This window comes from Streptomyces hawaiiensis (genome assembly GCF_004803895.1).
GTDB classification, from domain to species: Bacteria; Actinomycetota; Actinomycetes; order Streptomycetales; family Streptomycetaceae; genus Streptomyces; species Streptomyces hawaiiensis.
This window is the reverse complement of record NZ_CP021978.1, coordinates 5,725,238-5,739,584: the sequence shown is the minus strand read 5'-3', so window position 1 is coordinate 5,739,584 and position 14,347 is coordinate 5,725,238. Positions and strand designations below refer to the sequence as shown.

The 14,347-nt window shown below is 70.8% G+C and carries 14 protein-coding genes; 7 read left to right on the top strand and 7 right to left on the bottom strand.

Translation table 11 applies throughout. The annotated features are described in order from the left end of the window. Positions 1-63: 63 nt before the first annotated feature. On the top strand, positions 64-2,175 hold the full coding sequence (locus CEB94_RS26630) for a trypsin-like serine peptidase (protein WP_175434600.1): 2,112 nt from the start codon (positions 64-66) through the stop codon (positions 2,173-2,175). A 9-nt stretch (positions 2,176-2,184) separates the two neighbouring features. Here the strand turns inward: CEB94_RS26630 and CEB94_RS26625 are convergent, their stop codons facing one another. The 3 genes from CEB94_RS26625 to CEB94_RS26615 all read right to left on the bottom strand — a co-directional run bounded on the left by CEB94_RS26625 (position 2,185) and on the right by CEB94_RS26615 (position 4,520). Next, positions 2,185-2,790 (bottom strand): MarC family protein, encoded by a 606-nt coding sequence (locus CEB94_RS26625; RefSeq protein ID WP_175434599.1) that lies wholly within the window; start codon positions 2,788-2,790, stop codon positions 2,185-2,187. 109 nt (positions 2,791-2,899) lie between these two features. Beyond that, positions 2,900-3,760: a PHP domain-containing protein gene (locus CEB94_RS26620; RefSeq protein ID WP_175434598.1), complete on the bottom strand. Its 861-nt coding sequence runs from the start codon at positions 3,758-3,760 to the stop codon at positions 2,900-2,902. Between the two features lie 118 nt (positions 3,761-3,878). After that, positions 3,879-4,520, bottom strand: a complete 642-nt coding sequence (locus CEB94_RS26615) for a DUF6758 family protein (RefSeq protein ID WP_175434597.1) — start codon at positions 4,518-4,520, stop codon at positions 3,879-3,881. Positions 4,521-4,679: 159 nt separating this feature from the next. Here CEB94_RS26615 and CEB94_RS26610 point away from each other — a divergent pair, with 159 nt between their 5' ends. Continuing rightward, positions 4,680-5,903: an MFS transporter gene (locus CEB94_RS26610; protein WP_175434596.1), complete on the top strand. Its 1,224-nt coding sequence runs from the start codon at positions 4,680-4,682 to the stop codon at positions 5,901-5,903. A 30-nt stretch (positions 5,904-5,933) separates the two neighbouring features. Here the strand turns inward: CEB94_RS26610 and CEB94_RS26605 are convergent, their stop codons facing one another. Further along, positions 5,934-6,518: a suppressor of fused domain protein gene (locus CEB94_RS26605; RefSeq protein ID WP_175434595.1), complete on the bottom strand. Its 585-nt coding sequence runs from the start codon at positions 6,516-6,518 to the stop codon at positions 5,934-5,936. A gap of 454 nt (positions 6,519-6,972) precedes the next feature. Between CEB94_RS26605 and CEB94_RS26600 the strand changes: the two genes are divergently transcribed. Both CEB94_RS26600 and CEB94_RS26595 read left to right on the top strand, forming a co-directional pair. Beyond that, positions 6,973-8,088 carry a magnesium and cobalt transport protein CorA gene (locus tag CEB94_RS26600; protein ID WP_175434594.1) on the top strand — a complete coding sequence of 372 codons (1,116 nt, stop codon included), beginning with the start codon at positions 6,973-6,975 and terminating at the stop codon, positions 8,086-8,088. A gap of 23 nt (positions 8,089-8,111) precedes the next feature. After that, on the top strand, positions 8,112-8,624 hold the full coding sequence (locus CEB94_RS26595) for a hypothetical protein (protein ID WP_175434593.1): 513 nt from the start codon (positions 8,112-8,114) through the stop codon (positions 8,622-8,624). A 4-nt stretch (positions 8,625-8,628) separates the two neighbouring features. Here the strand turns inward: CEB94_RS26595 and CEB94_RS26590 are convergent, their stop codons facing one another. Beyond that, complete coding sequence (locus CEB94_RS26590; RefSeq protein WP_175434592.1) at positions 8,629-9,384, bottom strand: hypothetical protein; 756 nt, start codon at positions 9,382-9,384, stop codon at positions 8,629-8,631. Positions 9,385-9,609: 225 nt separating this feature from the next. Between CEB94_RS26590 and CEB94_RS26585 the strand changes: the two genes are divergently transcribed. Genes CEB94_RS26585 through CEB94_RS26575 form a run of 3 tightly spaced genes read left to right on the top strand, consistent with a single transcriptional unit; the run spans position 9,610 to position 12,659 of the window. Next, complete coding sequence (locus tag CEB94_RS26585; protein ID WP_175434591.1) at positions 9,610-10,893, top strand: magnesium transporter MgtE N-terminal domain-containing protein; 1,284 nt, start codon at positions 9,610-9,612, stop codon at positions 10,891-10,893. Then, positions 10,883-11,482 carry a DUF1003 domain-containing protein gene (locus tag CEB94_RS26580; protein ID WP_175434590.1) on the top strand — a complete coding sequence of 200 codons (600 nt, stop codon included), beginning with the start codon at positions 10,883-10,885 and terminating at the stop codon, positions 11,480-11,482. The genes CEB94_RS26585 and CEB94_RS26580 overlap by 11 nt, the downstream gene beginning before the upstream one ends. 43 nt (positions 11,483-11,525) lie before the next feature. Then, positions 11,526-12,659: an Mrp/NBP35 family ATP-binding protein gene (locus CEB94_RS26575; protein ID WP_175434589.1), complete on the top strand. Its 1,134-nt coding sequence runs from the start codon at positions 11,526-11,528 to the stop codon at positions 12,657-12,659. A 135-nt stretch (positions 12,660-12,794) separates the two neighbouring features. On the opposite strand, the gene CEB94_RS26570 is transcribed toward CEB94_RS26575, so the two are convergent. Beyond that, complete coding sequence (locus CEB94_RS26570) at positions 12,795-13,466, bottom strand: hypothetical protein (protein WP_175434588.1); 672 nt, start codon at positions 13,464-13,466, stop codon at positions 12,795-12,797. Between the two features lie 226 nt (positions 13,467-13,692). Continuing rightward, a complete protein-coding gene (locus tag CEB94_RS26565; protein WP_175434587.1) occupies positions 13,693-14,133 on the bottom strand; it encodes a sec-independent translocase in 441 nt (146 codons plus the stop codon). Positions 14,134-14,347 lie beyond the last annotated feature (214 nt).

Genomic DNA, 14,347 nt, shown 5'->3' with positions numbered 1-14,347 from the left:
CCTGCGCGACCGGGGGCGTACTGGCTGAGGGGCCCAGCGCGAGCCAGAACAGGACGGTGGACCATGTCGGTGACGGACCGGTCGCACAAGGAGCTGCACGAGCAGGCCGCCGACGAGGCCGCGCGGCGCTACGAGGACTCCGCCGCGGAGCGCGAGCGGGTGGAGGACCGGCTGGCGGCCGGTGTGCGGTTCCCGGACTCCCCGGACGCGCTCGCCGTGCGCGCCGACCGGATCCTCGACCGGGGTGGTCTGTCGGCCTCGGCGGTGGTGGCGGACATCCACCGCGAGGCCATGGACCTGCCCGACGCCAACGAGCGGATCATCGACCTGTCCAACGAGCTTCAGGCCTGGAGCTTCCTGCCGCGCGGGGTCAGGGCCGGGGCCACGGTCGCCCGGATCACCCTGCGGCGCGACGGCCGCGAGCTGCCGCACGGCACCGGCTTCCTGGTCTCTCCGCAGCTGATGATGACCAACCACCACGTGCTGCCCGACGAGAGCTTCGCCCGCCGCTGCTTCGTGGAGTTCAGCGCCCAGGTCACGGCGGACAACCTGCCCGACACCGTCGTCCGGATGGAGCTCGACCCCGGGGCCTTCTTCGCGGCGGACCGGCGGCTCGACTTCGCCCTGGTGGCGGTGGCGCCCGCCCCGGACGGCTCTGCCCCGGGCGAGATCTTCGGCTGGAACCGGCTGAGCGTGCAGATCGGCAAGCTGGTGCTCGGCGAGAAGGTGAACATCATCGGCCATCCGCAGGGGCGGCTGAAGGAGATCGCGCTGCGCGACAACGCGGTGCTGGTCCGCCTCGACGACTTCGTCCACTACAAGACCGACACCGAACCGGGGAACTCCGGCTCGCCCGTCTTCAACGACCAGTGGGAGGTCGTGGCGCTGCACCACAGCGGCGTGCCGAAGAAGGACGACCAGGGCCGCGTGCTGCGCAAGGACGGCCGGCCCTGGCAGCAGGGCGACGGCGACGACGCCATCGAGTGGGTCGCCAACGAGGGCGTCCGGATCAGCTCGATCCTCAAGCACCTGGCCGGGCTGGACCTCGACCCGGGGCGGCGTGCCCTGCTGGCCGAGATGGGCCCGGACACCGGACTGGACCGGACCATGGCCACCGCGCCGGCCCGCCCGTCGCCCGTCGCCGGGGCACAGAGCGAGAGGTCGGCGCCGGTACCGGGCGTCACGGCCCCGTCGGCCCCAGCGGTCCCGGTGACGGTTCCCATGACCGGGAGCGAGACCGCGGCCCGCAGACCCCGGGTCGGGCTCCGCGCCCGCGGTACCGCCTTCGGCGGCCGTCAGCACGTGGTCTTCCTGCACGGCCGGGACCAGCAGGACAACCACCCCGACGATCTCCGCCGCACGTGGACGGCCGGCCTGAACCGCGGGCTCACCCTCGCGGGCCTGCAACCGCTCGACCCGGAGGACGTGTGGTTCCCGTTCTACGGCACGAGACTGCACGACCTCGTGAGCGGCAGGGAGAGCACGGCCGAGTCCATCGGCCTGGACCGGGTGAGCGCCGCCGCTGCCGCCGAGGTGTTCGCCGCGGAGTCGCCCACCGGCTCCTACGAGCGACTGCTCTACGAGGCGGCCGCCCGGGCCGGCATGCCCCAGAACGGTCCGGCGACCACGGAGGGCTTCGGTGCGGGCCTGATCGGGGCGCTGCACCGGCCGCTGAGCTGGCTCGCGGCCAAGTCGGACCTCGACGAGTGGACCATCGCCACGTTCCTGCGGGACGTCGACCTGTACCTCGGCGAGAGCGCCGTGCGCCAGGCGGTGCTGGACAGCGTCATGGAGACGATGCCCACCAACGGCGAGCTGGTGCTGGTCACGCACAGCCTGGGGACGGTCGTGGGCATGGACCTGCTGACCCGGCTGCCCGACGGCCTCGACCCGGTCCTGCTCGTCACCGCGGGCAGCCCGCTCGGCCTGGACGGCGTCAATGAGCGCCTCCTCACCCGTGGCCCGCACCAGCCGCCCAGGGTGCGTGACTGGGTCAACGTCTGGTGCCCCACCGACGCGGTGGCCATCGGCTGCCCCCTGGAGGACGAACGGTGGGGGAAGCTCACCCAGCTGGCCGTCCCCAACGGCCGCGAGCGCGCGCACAGGATGGACGAGTACCTCGGCCACCCCGGACCGGCCCGGGAGATCCGCGGCGTCCTGATCCGCCAGGCCTGACGCGGACCGTCAGCTCCCCTGGATCACCTGCGTGACGCCGTTGATGATCTGCTGCACGGCGATCGCGGAGAGCATCATGCCCGCGAGCCGGGTCACCAGGACCACACCGCCGTCCTTGATGATCCGGATGATCACCAGCGAGTACCGCATCACCAGCCACAGCACGACATGGATGGCGAGGATCGCCGCCCACACGGACACCTGCGCGGCGACGCCGTGGGCCTTCTGCACGGCGAGGATGACCGACACGATCGCCCCGGGCCCGGCCAGCAGCGGCATGCCCAGGGGTACGAGGGCGACGTTGACGTCCTTGGTCTGCTTCGGCTCGTCGGTCTTGCCGGTGAGCAGATCCAGCGCGATCAGCAGAAGCAGCAGACCGCCCGCGATCATCAGCGCGGGCACGGACACGTGCAGGTAGTTCAGGATCTGGTGCCCGAGGAGCCCGAACACGGTGATCACACCGCCGGCGACACAGACGGCCTGGAAGGCCATCCGCTTCTGCACCTTGCCGGGCCGGCCGGCGGTGAGCGCGAGGAAGATCGGGGTGATCCCCGGGGGATCCATGATGACGAAGAGGGTCAGGAACAGGGAGCCGAAGACGGCGAGGTCGAACATGAGTGAGCCTTGCGCAGGGGGCTGCCGCCGCGGCCGGGCCGTTCGGTGGGAACGGGTGGGCGCAGCGCGGCGCCGAGTGGGAGAGAAACGGACCTACGGGGGAGAGACCTCAGACGACCCCGCCGGCCCCCGGCACGGGAAACGCCCCGAAGGCCCGCCGCGTGATCTCCCCGTACACCTCGGGATCCGTCGTGTACTCCCCGAGCACGCACGTCTTCCTGCTGCCGTGGTAGTCCGACGACCCGGTCACGAGAAGGCCGAGCTCCTTCGCCAGCCCCCGCAGCCGCGCGCGCGTGTCGGCGTCGTGGTCCATGTGGTCGACCTCGACGCCGTCCAGCCCGGCCGCGGCCATCTCGGCGATGGCGGCCTCCGGCACCGTGAGCCCCCGCTTGCTGGCCCCGGGATGCGCGAACACCGCGACCCCGCCCGCGCCCTTGATCAGCCGGATCGCCTCGAAGGGGTCGGTCTCGTGCTTCTCCACGAAGACCCGGCCGCCGTCGGCCAGCCAGTCCTGGGTGAAGGCGTCGTTCACGGTCGGCACGACACCCAGTTCGACGAGCGCGCTCGCCACGTGCGGGCGCCCGACGGACCCGTCACCGGCGATCCGCGCCACCTGCTCCCACGTCACGGGCACGCCCAGCTCCCGAAGCTTGGCGATCATGCCCTGGGCGCGCGGCACCCGGTCGTCCCGGACCAGCTCCCGCTCGGCGAGCAGCGCCGGCTCCTCGGCGTCGAAGAGGTAGGCCAGCATGTGCATGCTGATCCCGTCGATCCGGCAGGAGAGCTCGGCCCCGGTGACCAGCGTGACTCCCTCGGGCAGCGCGACGATCGCCTCGGCATGCCCGCGGGTGGTGTCGTGATCGGTGAGCGCGACGACGTCCAGCCCGGCCACAGCGGCCTTGCGCACCAGCTCGGCGGGCGAGTCCGTCCCGTCGGAAGCGGTGGAGTGGGTGTGCAGATCGATACGCACGACACGGACTCCAGACACGGGCGGGACGACAGGACTGCTCAAGGATAACCAGCTTTTCGACGCCCCATGTCACACCCGAACCGGGCAAGCGCCCCCTACACCCTGAGCCCTACACCCCTCAGGCTCCCAGCAAGCGCGGCGACAAGGCGCCGCACGGCACCAGCTCGACCTCGGCGCCGGCATCCCGCAGATCCGTCAGCACGAGCTCGTCGTACATCAGCAGCCCGGACTGCTCGGGCCACACCACGGCCCAGAGCCACACCCCCAGCGCCTCACCGGCGAAGACGGCCCGGTCGTCCGGCGCCCCGGCCACATGCCACAGCGGCGTGGGGCGCCCGGCGGCCAGCACCTTCGCCTGAGGCGGCTTCTCGACGTTCATGTGCGGCCCCGGGTCGGGACCGTCCATGCCCGCGTACCGCGCCCCGAGCCCGACCCCGAGCTCCTCGGCCACCAGGATCAGCTCGCCCATCCCGCCGAGCGGTCCGGGTCCCGTGCAGGCGACGGCGGTCGCACGGCCGCCCGTGCGGTCGTCCCCCGCGCAGGCCACGCCCGTGAACAGCCACCCGACCGGCAGGGGCCACGGCATCCACAGCGGCACCTGAGTGCGGTGCACCACGACGTTGAGGGCGTCGACGCTCGGCGGTATCACGGGCTGCACCGGATGAACGGTGCCGTGCGCATCGCACTGCCACGAGTCGGAGAAGAGGCCGGGAGCCCTGACCCGGCCACCGCACTTCGGGCAACTGGGTTCGCCCCTCATAGGGCCCCACGGTCCTACCCCCGCCCCGCCGCGTCAAGGACGATCACCCATCCGGACGGAACCCTTCACCACCCACACTAGATGTAGCCTGCATTAATTAGGCTGGCTAACTTAGTATGTGTATATACCAACTACCTCGCCTGAGAAAGAGAGCACGCAATGGACCCCTTCGACGCCGGAGCGGGCGGCCTCCTGAAGCAGCCCAAGTCCGTCTGGGCGACCGCCGGGGCGTCGGTCGTCGCCTTCATGGGCATCGGGCTCGTCGACCCGATCCTGCCGTCCATCGCCCAGGGCCTCGACGCCACGGCCAGCCAGGTTTCCCTGCTCTTCACCTCGTACTTCCTCATCACCGCCGTCGCGATGCTGGTGACGGGCTTCGTCTCCAGCCGGATCGGCGGCCGCAAGACCCTGCTGCTCGGCCTCGCGTTCGTCGTGGTGTTCGCCGGTCTCGCGGGCACCTCCGGCTCCGTCGGTGAACTGGTCGGGTTCCGGGCCGGGTGGGGCCTGGGCAACGCGCTGTTCGTCTCCACGGCCCTCGCGGTCATCGTCGGCGCGGCGGCCGGCGGCAGTGCCGCGGCGATCCTGCTGTACGAGTCCGCTCTCGGCCTCGGCATGGCCTGCGGTCCGCTGCTGGGCGCCCTGCTCGGGGACGCCAACTGGCGCTACCCGTTCTTCGGCACGGCGTTCCTGATGGCCGTCGGCTTCCTGTGCATCACGGTGTTCCTGAAGGAGCAGCCGAGGCCGGCCCGCAAGACCTCACTGCTGGACCCGATCAAGGCCCTCGGCCACGGCGGCCTCGCCTCCGCGGCGGTCTCGGCGTTCTTCTACAACTACACGTTCTTCACCGTGCTGGCCTTCACGCCGTTCGTGCTGAACATGAGCCCGTACCGGTCGGGAGCGGTGTTCTTCGCCTGGGGTGTGCTGCTCGCCGTCTTCTCGGTGATCGTGGCACCCCGGCTCCAGAAGCGGTTCGGTTCGCTGAAGGTGCTCGGCGGCTCGCTGGTACTGCTCGCGGCCGACGTGCTGGTGCTCGGCTACGGCTCCCACACGACCGCCGTCGTCTGCACGATCCTGTCCGGCGCCTTCATCGGCGTGAACAACACCGTCTACACCGAGCTGGCCCTCGGCGTCTCGGACGCGCCCCGGCCGGTGGCGAGCGCGGGCTACAACTTCGTGCGCTGGTTCGCGGCGGCGGCCGCTCCGTACTTCGCGCCGAAGATCGAGGAGTGGACCGACATCCGCATCCCCTTCGTGGTGGCGGCGGTCACCGCGGTCGCCGGCGCGGTCGTGGTTGTAGTCCGGCGGAAGGCGCTCACACACGAAGCGGAGGAACTGGAGCCGCGGCACGCGACCGAGGACGGCGTCACCGTGTTCGCCAACTGAGGCTGGAAAACTAGGGGTTGGTGAGCTTGCTCACTCCAGCGGGACGGACTTCCGGGACGGATCCCGGAGGTCCGTCCCCTGGTTCAGCCACCGCTCCTGAAGCGCCTGCGCGCCGTGCACCCGCTTCCAGGCGGCCTCGTTCGGGGTCATCGGCAGCAACGGCAGGAACCGCACGGGATCCAGGGGCTCGTCGAGTTCCAGGTCCTCCACCAGGCCGCCCGGCTCGGCGACCAGGACCGAGGTGAACGGAGCGCCCGGCCACAGCGGCTCACCCACGTCGAGGGACGCGCCGGGAGCCACGACCAAGCCCTCCACCTGCGGAGACGCCGCGAGCACGGCGAGCGGGCGGAGCACCTTGCCGGTGTCGGCGCTCCCGGAACGGACCGAGAGGACCAGCTCGGCCCGCGGGCCCTTGACCGGGTCGGTGACCACCGCCGTGGGGTCCGTCATGGGATGCGCGGACATGCCGAGCGTGGCGTAGCGGACGATGTCGCCTTCCTGGAAGCGGAGCACCTCGATGCGGTCCGTGCCCAGGAAGGTGACCGCCGCGCGCGCGTCCGGTTCGCCCAGAGCGGTGCGCAACCGGGCTTCGACCAGAGGAAGAACATCTGCCATGCGGCGAGCATAGAACTCGCCAGTAGGGGGCAAAGCAGCACCTTGACAGTTGTGTCGGCTGCTATTCTTGCCCGGTGGTTCGGGGCAGCACGCAGAAGCGTCGCGATCAAGCCCCGACGCCGAAGGAACTCCCTTACGAGGGACCGGCCGGAGGAGGTGGGGCTGCAATGGATCGAAGTCGACCGTGCAGTAGCACCACGCTCTTCGCGCCGCCGATGTAGCTGCTTCTTTCTCTGGCTGCCACCTCTCGCACTCGCTTCACCGCGGAAGAGCGCTTCGTTCGCTTTGCCTGATCTGCCTCAGTAGCTGAATCAGTAACGAAACCGGCCACCGCGACGGTGCGGTGCTCCCCGCTTTGTGGACGTGCCAAACATCCGTAGTCACTACGTCCTCATTCCGGGTGGTTCCACCCGTCGCCGGCGCCGTTCGTTGCCTGCCCGCGAAGGAGCCCGCCATGTCGATGATCCGCGACCTGCGCGCAGTCGTCCGTCCGTCCCGTGTGTCGCTGCGCAAGGACGGCGGGACGTACGACGCCACCCGCAGCCCCGGGGCGGCCACGGCCGTCGTCGACTGCGCCGTCTACCGGGACGGCCGCCGCATCGAGACCGAGACCGCCCTGACCCCGCACGAGGCGGTGCGCCTGGTGCGCCGCGACGGGGGCTTCGTGTGGATCGGCCTGCACGAGCCGACGGAGGCCGAATTCTCCGGCATCGCCAGTGAGTTCGGGCTGCACCCGCTGGCCGTGGAGGACGCCGTCCAGGCCCACCAGCGGCCCAAGCTGGAGCGCTACGACGACTCCCTGTTCACGGTCTTCAAGACCATTCACTACGTCGAGCACGACCAGCTCGACGCCAACAGCGAGGTCGTCGAGTCCGGTGAGGTCATGTGCTTCACCGGACGGGACTTCTTCATCACCGTCCGGCACGGCGGGCAGGGCTCCCTGCGGGCCCTCAGGCACCGTCTCCAGGACGACCCCGAGCTGCTCGCCAAGGGCCCCTCGGCCGTGCTGCACGCCATCGCCGACCACGTCGTCGACGGGTACATCGCCGTCGCCGACGCGGTGCAGGACGACATCGACGAGGTCGAGACCGAGGTGTTCTCCCCGGGGCGCAAGGGTGCTCCGCGCGGTTCGGACGCCGGGCGGATCTACCAACTCAAGCGCGAGGTACTGGAGTTCAAGCGGGCCGTGTCGCCGCTGCTGCGGCCCATGCAGCTGCTGAGCGAGCGGCCGATGCGGCTGATCGACCCGGACATCCAGAAGTACTTCCGGGACGTCGCCGACCACCTGGCCCGCGTCCAGGAGCAGGTCCTCGGCTTCGACGAGCTGCTCAACTCCATCCTGCAGGCCAACCTCGCGCAGGCGTCCGTCGCCCAGAACGAGGACATGCGCAAGATCACCTCATGGGCCGCGATCATCGCCGTGCCGACGATGGTGTGCGGCGTGTACGGCATGAACTTCGACCACATGCCGGAGCTGCACTGGCGCTACGGCTACCCGGTGATCCTGGGCTTCACGGTGGTCGTCTGCCTCGGCATCCACCGCACACTGAAGCGGAACGGGTGGCTGTGAGCGGCCTGGTTAGGCTGGGCCCCATGACAAGCGAGCTGCTCGACCAGGCCCTCGTCGAGGAGGCCACGAAGAAGTCCGGCCTCGTCTGGGTCCAGGGCCCCGACGGCCCGGCGCGTGCCCTGTGGCACGTGTGGCACGAGGGTGCCGCGTGCCTGGTCGGCGACGGGCCGGGCGAGCAGCCGCTGCCGGGGCTGGCCGACGGCACCGAGGCGAAGGTGACGGTCCGCAGCAAGGACAAGGGCGGCCGGCTTCTCACGTGGACGGCGCGGGTCACCCAGCTCGCGCCGGGCTCCGAGGCGTGGGACGCGGCGGTCGCCGAGCTGAAGGGCAAACGGCTGAACGCGCCCGACGGCGAGGCCATGCCCGAGCGCTGGGCCCGCGAGTGCCGGGTGCTGCGCCTGGAACCGACGGGGGCGAAGACACCCCTGCCCGACGGCTCCCTGTCCGAGCCGCCCCTGCCGTCCCCGGCGCTCACCCGCCGGCCTGTCCCGGCGGGCCTGCCCCGTCTGCTGCTGAAGAAGCGCAAACGGACGTGACGGCCTACGACGTCGGCAACTGCCGGCCGTAGTCCACCGTCTCGTTCTTCTCCGGCTCCCTGAAGGAGAAGTCCTCACCCCAGCCGGAGAACGTGAGGGTGCCCGCGCCGCCGGCCCGCTCCAGGCGCAGCGGATACGGCTTGCCCTCCAGGGAGACCTCCAGCGTGCCGCCGGAGCCCTTGTCCCCGGTGACGCGGATGGTGCGGACGCCCGCCTCCTCGTCGTGGCCGTCCGTGGCGAGCGTCCCGTGCAGGGTCAGCAGACCGTCGAGGAGGAGAGCCTTGTCCGTGAAACCGCTGAACTTCTTGTACGAGGGGTCGCCCTGCGGCACCTTCACGAACTTGCCGCCCAGCTTGGAGGCCGCCGCCGCGTCCCCCTTGCCGCCCTCGTCCTGGCCGCTGCCGTGAGCCCAGAACTCGGCGTCCGCCATGACGTAGAGCTGCTCGCCGATGCGCAGCAGCTTGAAGGTCGCGCCCTTCGAGGTGACGGAACCGTCGCCGCCGTCGTCCTTCAGCCGCATGTCGAGCGTGTACGTCCGCCCGCCGCTGACGACGTTGCCGTGCACCCGGACCGCGCCGGCGGACCCGGCGGCCGACCGGGTCTTGCTCTGGATCTTGGCGGCGGGGAGTCTGCCGACCCCGTTGGTGCCCTCGTTCGGATCCTCCGCGCAGCCGGTGATCACCGTTCCCGTCACGAGCAACGCGCACGTCGCGCTGGCGAGTGCGGCACTGCGGCTGCGGCTCTGGGTAATCGGAGTCACAGGTGGGGCTGCCTCTCTGACGGGAGACCTGAACGGCGTACCGCAGGGTACCGGGGTCGTGCGGACAGGTCGGAGCCAGTCCGTCCGGACCGCCCGCCGACGCGGCCCCGATCGGGACGGGCTAGCCTGAAGCCCACCCGAGCGGGCAATTCGGAAGACACAGGCACAAAGACAGCCACACAGACAGCCACCACGAACCACCCCGCACGAAAAGGAGCCGCGGCCATGGCAGCGGGCGCCCCCCGGATCTTCGTATCGCACCTCCAAGGTGTCGCCGTCTTCGACCCAGCCGGTGACCAGGTGGGGCGGGTGCGCGATCTGGTCGTCATGCTGCGGATGGGTCAGCGACCGCCGAGGCTGCTCGGACTCGTCGTCGAACTCGCCACCCGCCGCCGTATCTTCCTGCCGATGACCCGGGTCACCGCCATCCAGTCCGGCCAGATCATCACGACCGGCGTGCTCAACGTCCGGCGCTTCGAGCAGCGGCCCACCGAGCGGCTGGTCTTCGGGGAGCTGCTGGACCGGCGCGTGACGCTCACCGAGCCCGGCGAGGAGGTCACCGTCCTCGACCTGTCGGTGCATCAGCTGCCGGCCCGGCGGGAGTGGGAGATCGACCGGGTCTTCGTCCGCAAGGGCAGGAAGGGCAGCGCGTTCCGGCGCGCCAAGGGCGAGGCGCTGACCGTCGAGTGGACGGCCGTCACCGGCTTCTCCCTGGAGGAGCAGGGGCAGGGCGCCGAGAACCTGCTGGCCACCTTCGAGCAGCTGCGCCCCGCCGACCTGGCCAACGTCCTGCACCACCTCTCCCCCAAGCGCCGGGCCGAGGTCGCCGCCGCCCTCGACGACGACCGGCTCGCCGACGTACTGGAGGAGCTGCCGGAGGACGATCAGATCGAGATCCTCGGCAAGCTGAAGGAGGAGCGCGCCGCCGACGTCCTGGAGGCCATGGACCCGGACGACGCGGCCGACCTGCTGGGCGAGCTGCCGACGGACGACCAGGAGCGGCTGCTGAGCCTGATGCAGCCCGGCGACGCGGCCGACATGCGGCGCCTGATGTCGTACGAGGACCGCACGGCGGGCGGTCTGATGACCACCGAGCCGATCGTGCTGCGCCCGGACGCCAGCGTCGCCGACGCCCTGGCCCGGGTCCGCAACCGCGACCTCTCCCCCGCTCTCGCCGCCCAGGTGTACGTCTGCCGGCCTCCGGACGACACGCCGACCGGCAAGTACCTGGGCACGGTCCACTTCCAGCGCCTGCTGCGCGAGCCACCGCCCTCCCTGGTCAGCTCCATCCTGGACAACGACCTGCAGCCGCTCGACCCCGAGGCGGAGCTGCCCGCCATCGCGGGCTTCTTCGCCACGTACGACATGGTCGCGGCGCCCGTCGTCGACGAGGCCGGCTCCTTGCTGGGCGCGGTGACCGTGGACGACGTGCTCGACCACATGCTCCCGGAGGACTGGCGGGAGACGGAGTTCCACCTGGACGAGGAGGTGACCACCGATGGTTCCTGAGCGCGAGAGCCTGCGCGAACGCACCCCGGCGGGCGCCACGGCCGCCTCCCGGCCGCGCACCAACCGCCTCGACCAGCCGCTGCCGCGCCGGCGCCGGATCCTGCCCGAGTACGACCCGGAGGCCTTCGGGCGGCTGTCGGAGCGCATCGCGCGTTTCCTGGGCACCGGGCGGTTCATCGTCTGGATGACGGTCGCCATCATCCTGTGGGTGGTGTGGAACATTTTCGCGCCGAGCGGCCTGCGCTTCGACGAGTACCCGTTCATCTTCCTGACCCTGATGCTGTCCCTCCAGGCCTCCTACGCCGCCCCCCTGATCCTCCTCGCGCAGAACCGGCAGGACGACCGCGACCGGGTCAATCTGGAGCAGGACCGCAAGCAGAACGAGCGGTCGATCGCGGACACCGAGTACCTGACCCGCGAGATCGCCGCCCTGCGCATCGGCCTGGGCGAGGTCGCCACCCGCGACTGGATCCGCTCGGAGCTACAGGACACGATCAAGGAAATGGAGGAGCGGCAGAACGGCCACCGTCACGACCCCGTCGTATTCCCGGCGGAACGGTCACGGGGACGTGACGCAGACGACCGGTGAGACGCTTCCCTACGCACCGGTACGGCGCCGTACCATCGTCCTTATGGCTACGGAAGACGCGGTGCGCGAGGCACTGGCGACGGTGAACGACCCCGAGATCCACAAGCCCATCACCGAACTCGGGATGGTCAAATCCGTCGAGATCGGTGCGGACGGGGCGGTCGCGGTCACCGTGTACCTCACGGTCTCGGGCTGCCCGATGCGGGAGACGATCACGCAGCGCGTGACCGACGCGGTCTCCGCGGTCGAGGGTGTCACCCGCGTCGACGTCACGCTGGACGTGATGAGCGACGAGCAGCGCCGCGAGCTGGCGTCCGCCCTGCGCGGCGGCCAGACCGAGCGGGAGGTGCCCTTCGCCAAGCCCGGCAGCCTCACCCGCGTCTACGCGGTCGCCTCCGGCAAGGGCGGCGTCGGCAAGTCGTCGGTGACGGTCAACCTGGCGGCGGCGATGGCGGCCGACGGTCTGAAGGTCGGTGTCGTCGACGCCGACATCTACGGCCACTCCGTGCCGCGCATGCTGGGCGCCGACGGCCGTCCCACCCAGGTCGAGAACATGATCATGCCGCCGTCGGCGCACGGCGTGAAGGTCATCTCCATCGGCATGTTCACCCCGGGCAACGCCCCGGTCGTCTGGCGCGGCCCGATGCTCCACCGCGCCCTCCAGCAGTTCCTGGCGGACGTGTACTGGGGCGACCTGGACGTGCTGCTCCTGGACCTGCCGCCCGGCACCGGCGACATCGCGATCTCCGTCGCCCAGCTCGTCCCGAACGCCGAGATCCTGGTCGTCACCACCCCGCAGCAGGCAGCCGCCGAGGTCGCCGAGCGCGCGGGCTCCATCGCCGTCCAGACCCACCAGAAGATCGTCGGCGTGGTCGAGAACATGTCGGGCCTGCCCTGCCCGCACTGCGACGAGATGGTCGACGTCTTCGGCACGGGCGGCGGCCAGACGGTCGCCGACGGCCTGACCCGCACGACCGGCACGAACGTCCCGGTCCTCGGCAGCATCCCGATCGACGTCCGCCTCCGCGAGGGCGGCGACGACGGCAGGCCGGTCGTCCTGACGGACCCGGACTCCCCTGCGGGCTCGGCCCTCCGCGCGATCGCGGGCAAGCTGGGCGGCAGGCAGCGCGGCCTGTCGGGCCTGTCCCTGGGGATCACCCCGCGGAACAAGTTCTGATCAGAAACGCCCCGGGGGGCAACGCCCCCCAGGGGCGCGGGGAACTGCGCGACCAGCCACAACGTGCCCGCAGCCGCCGCACCACCTGAAGCCGCACGGCGAAGGGGCGCCGAAAGTCCCACGGCGCCCCACGCATCACGCGTACGCGGCGATGTCCTTCACCACGGCGAAGCCGAGCCCATACGCACTCATGCCCCTGCCGTACGCCCCGACGTGCGCCCCGGCCGCGGTGGACCCGGCGAGCACCCAGCCGAACTCGGACTCCCGATAGTGGAACGCCGTCGGCACCCCGTCCACGGGAAGCGACAGCCCGGACCAGTCGGACCCGTCCAGGTCGTCCGCCAGCACCCACGCCGTCTCGGTCTGCTGCTCCAGCCAGTCGTCCCGCAGCGCGTGGTCCATCTGCCCGGGCCAGGTGAAGGACAGCAGCCCCACACCCGCGAGCCACGCCGCGGAGGACACCGAGGTGGCCTCCAGCAGCCCCGTTCCGTCCGCCGTGCGCCGTGAGGGATTCGCCGCCACGGTCACGACGACCGCGAACTTCTCCTTGGTCTCCTGGTCACCCCCGGCGGCATGCTCGTTGCGCACCGAGGGCTCGTCCCCGTGCCCGATCGACCCGTGTTCCACGGCCCCGTCGGCCGTCATACCGACCTGCATCAGCCAGCGCGGTCCCGTGAAGGCCTCGTCGAGGCCGTACCACGGGAAGGGCGCACGCAGGTAGCCGTCGACCGTACGCCGGGCGGAGGGGGCCTGTTGGCCACCCTCCGCGGCCGGCGTCTGCGCGACTGCCCGACTCGTCGTCTCCATGTGCCCGGACGCCTCCTCGCTCTAGTCGGACCGGAACGGCCCGCCCCCCTTCGGGCGTACTCGTCACGGTCCGCACAACAACTCGGCAGCATAGCCACACCGCTGCGAGCAGCAGGGAAACCGCCCGGCGCGTGGGCCGCACGGGCGCCCGGTTCAGGCCGTAGACAGCCCGACCGGAGTATGAAACGCGTCACGCGCACGGGGGCGTACGCCCCTGGCGTGTCGCTCAGGTGGCGTCCGCGTCGAAGGGCGGCCGGTCGTCCGGGGCGGGCGTCTCCGGCTTCTTCGTCATGTCGACACGGCTGCCGGAGGAACCGGCGGACGACGCGGAGGAGGTGTCGGAGTCACGGCTGTGGACGGCGTCGGTGACCTCGGCCATCTCCTTCTTCAGGTCGAAGCCGTTGCGGATCTCCTTGAGCCCCAGGTCCTCGTTGTCCAGCTGCTTGCGGATGAAGGTCTTGGGGTTGAGGTCCTCGAACTCGAAGTCCTTGAACTCCGGGCCGAGCTCCTCCCGGATGTCGCTCTTGGCGCTCTCCGAGAACTCACGGATCTTCCGGATCGTGCGCGTGACGTCCTGGATGACCTTGGGGAGCTTGTCCGGACCGAAGACGAGCACGGCAAGGACGATGAGCGTCACCAGCTCGAGTGGTCCTACGTCATTGAACACCTGAAGCTCCTTGCGATGTCCTCGGTCCTCGGCCCTCGTGGTCGGTGCGGGTCTTGCCGTGGTCCGGGCCGGACCCACGGTACCCGGCGATCCTGTCCGACCGGTACTGTCCCGGGACCTCCGAGTGCGGGAGGTGGGAGCGCTTTCCCGATTGTTTGCCTTGTTGGTCCCTTGTGGGGCCTGATGAGACGGCTTCGCGGGCCCCGGACCTCAT

What these genes read in the sequence shown, in the direction of transcription:
- CEB94_RS26570 (WP_175434588.1), bottom strand. Translation starts at nt 13,466, where the DNA reads ATGGAGACGACGAGTCGGGCAGTCGCGCAGACGCCGGCCGCGGAGGGT.
- CEB94_RS26610 (WP_175434596.1), top strand. Translation starts at nt 4,680, where the DNA reads ATGGACCCCTTCGACGCCGGAGCGGGCGGCCTCCTGAAGCAGCCCAAG.
- CEB94_RS26605 (WP_175434595.1), bottom strand. Translation starts at nt 6,518, where the DNA reads ATGGCAGATGTTCTTCCTCTGGTCGAAGCCCGGTTGCGCACCGCTCTG.
- CEB94_RS26630 (WP_175434600.1), top strand. Translation starts at nt 64, where the DNA reads ATGTCGGTGACGGACCGGTCGCACAAGGAGCTGCACGAGCAGGCCGCC.
- CEB94_RS26595 (WP_175434593.1), top strand. Translation starts at nt 8,112, where the DNA reads ATGACAAGCGAGCTGCTCGACCAGGCCCTCGTCGAGGAGGCCACGAAG.
- CEB94_RS26615 (WP_175434597.1), bottom strand. Translation starts at nt 4,520, where the DNA reads ATGAGGGGCGAACCCAGTTGCCCGAAGTGCGGTGGCCGGGTCAGGGCT.
- CEB94_RS26585 (WP_175434591.1), top strand. Translation starts at nt 9,610, where the DNA reads ATGGCAGCGGGCGCCCCCCGGATCTTCGTATCGCACCTCCAAGGTGTC.
- CEB94_RS26575 (WP_175434589.1), top strand. Translation starts at nt 11,526, where the DNA reads ATGGCTACGGAAGACGCGGTGCGCGAGGCACTGGCGACGGTGAACGAC.
- CEB94_RS26580 (WP_175434590.1), top strand. Translation starts at nt 10,883, where the DNA reads ATGGTTCCTGAGCGCGAGAGCCTGCGCGAACGCACCCCGGCGGGCGCC.
- CEB94_RS26625 (WP_175434599.1), bottom strand. Translation starts at nt 2,790, where the DNA reads ATGTTCGACCTCGCCGTCTTCGGCTCCCTGTTCCTGACCCTCTTCGTC.
- CEB94_RS26600 (WP_175434594.1), top strand. Translation starts at nt 6,973, where the DNA reads ATGTCGATGATCCGCGACCTGCGCGCAGTCGTCCGTCCGTCCCGTGTG.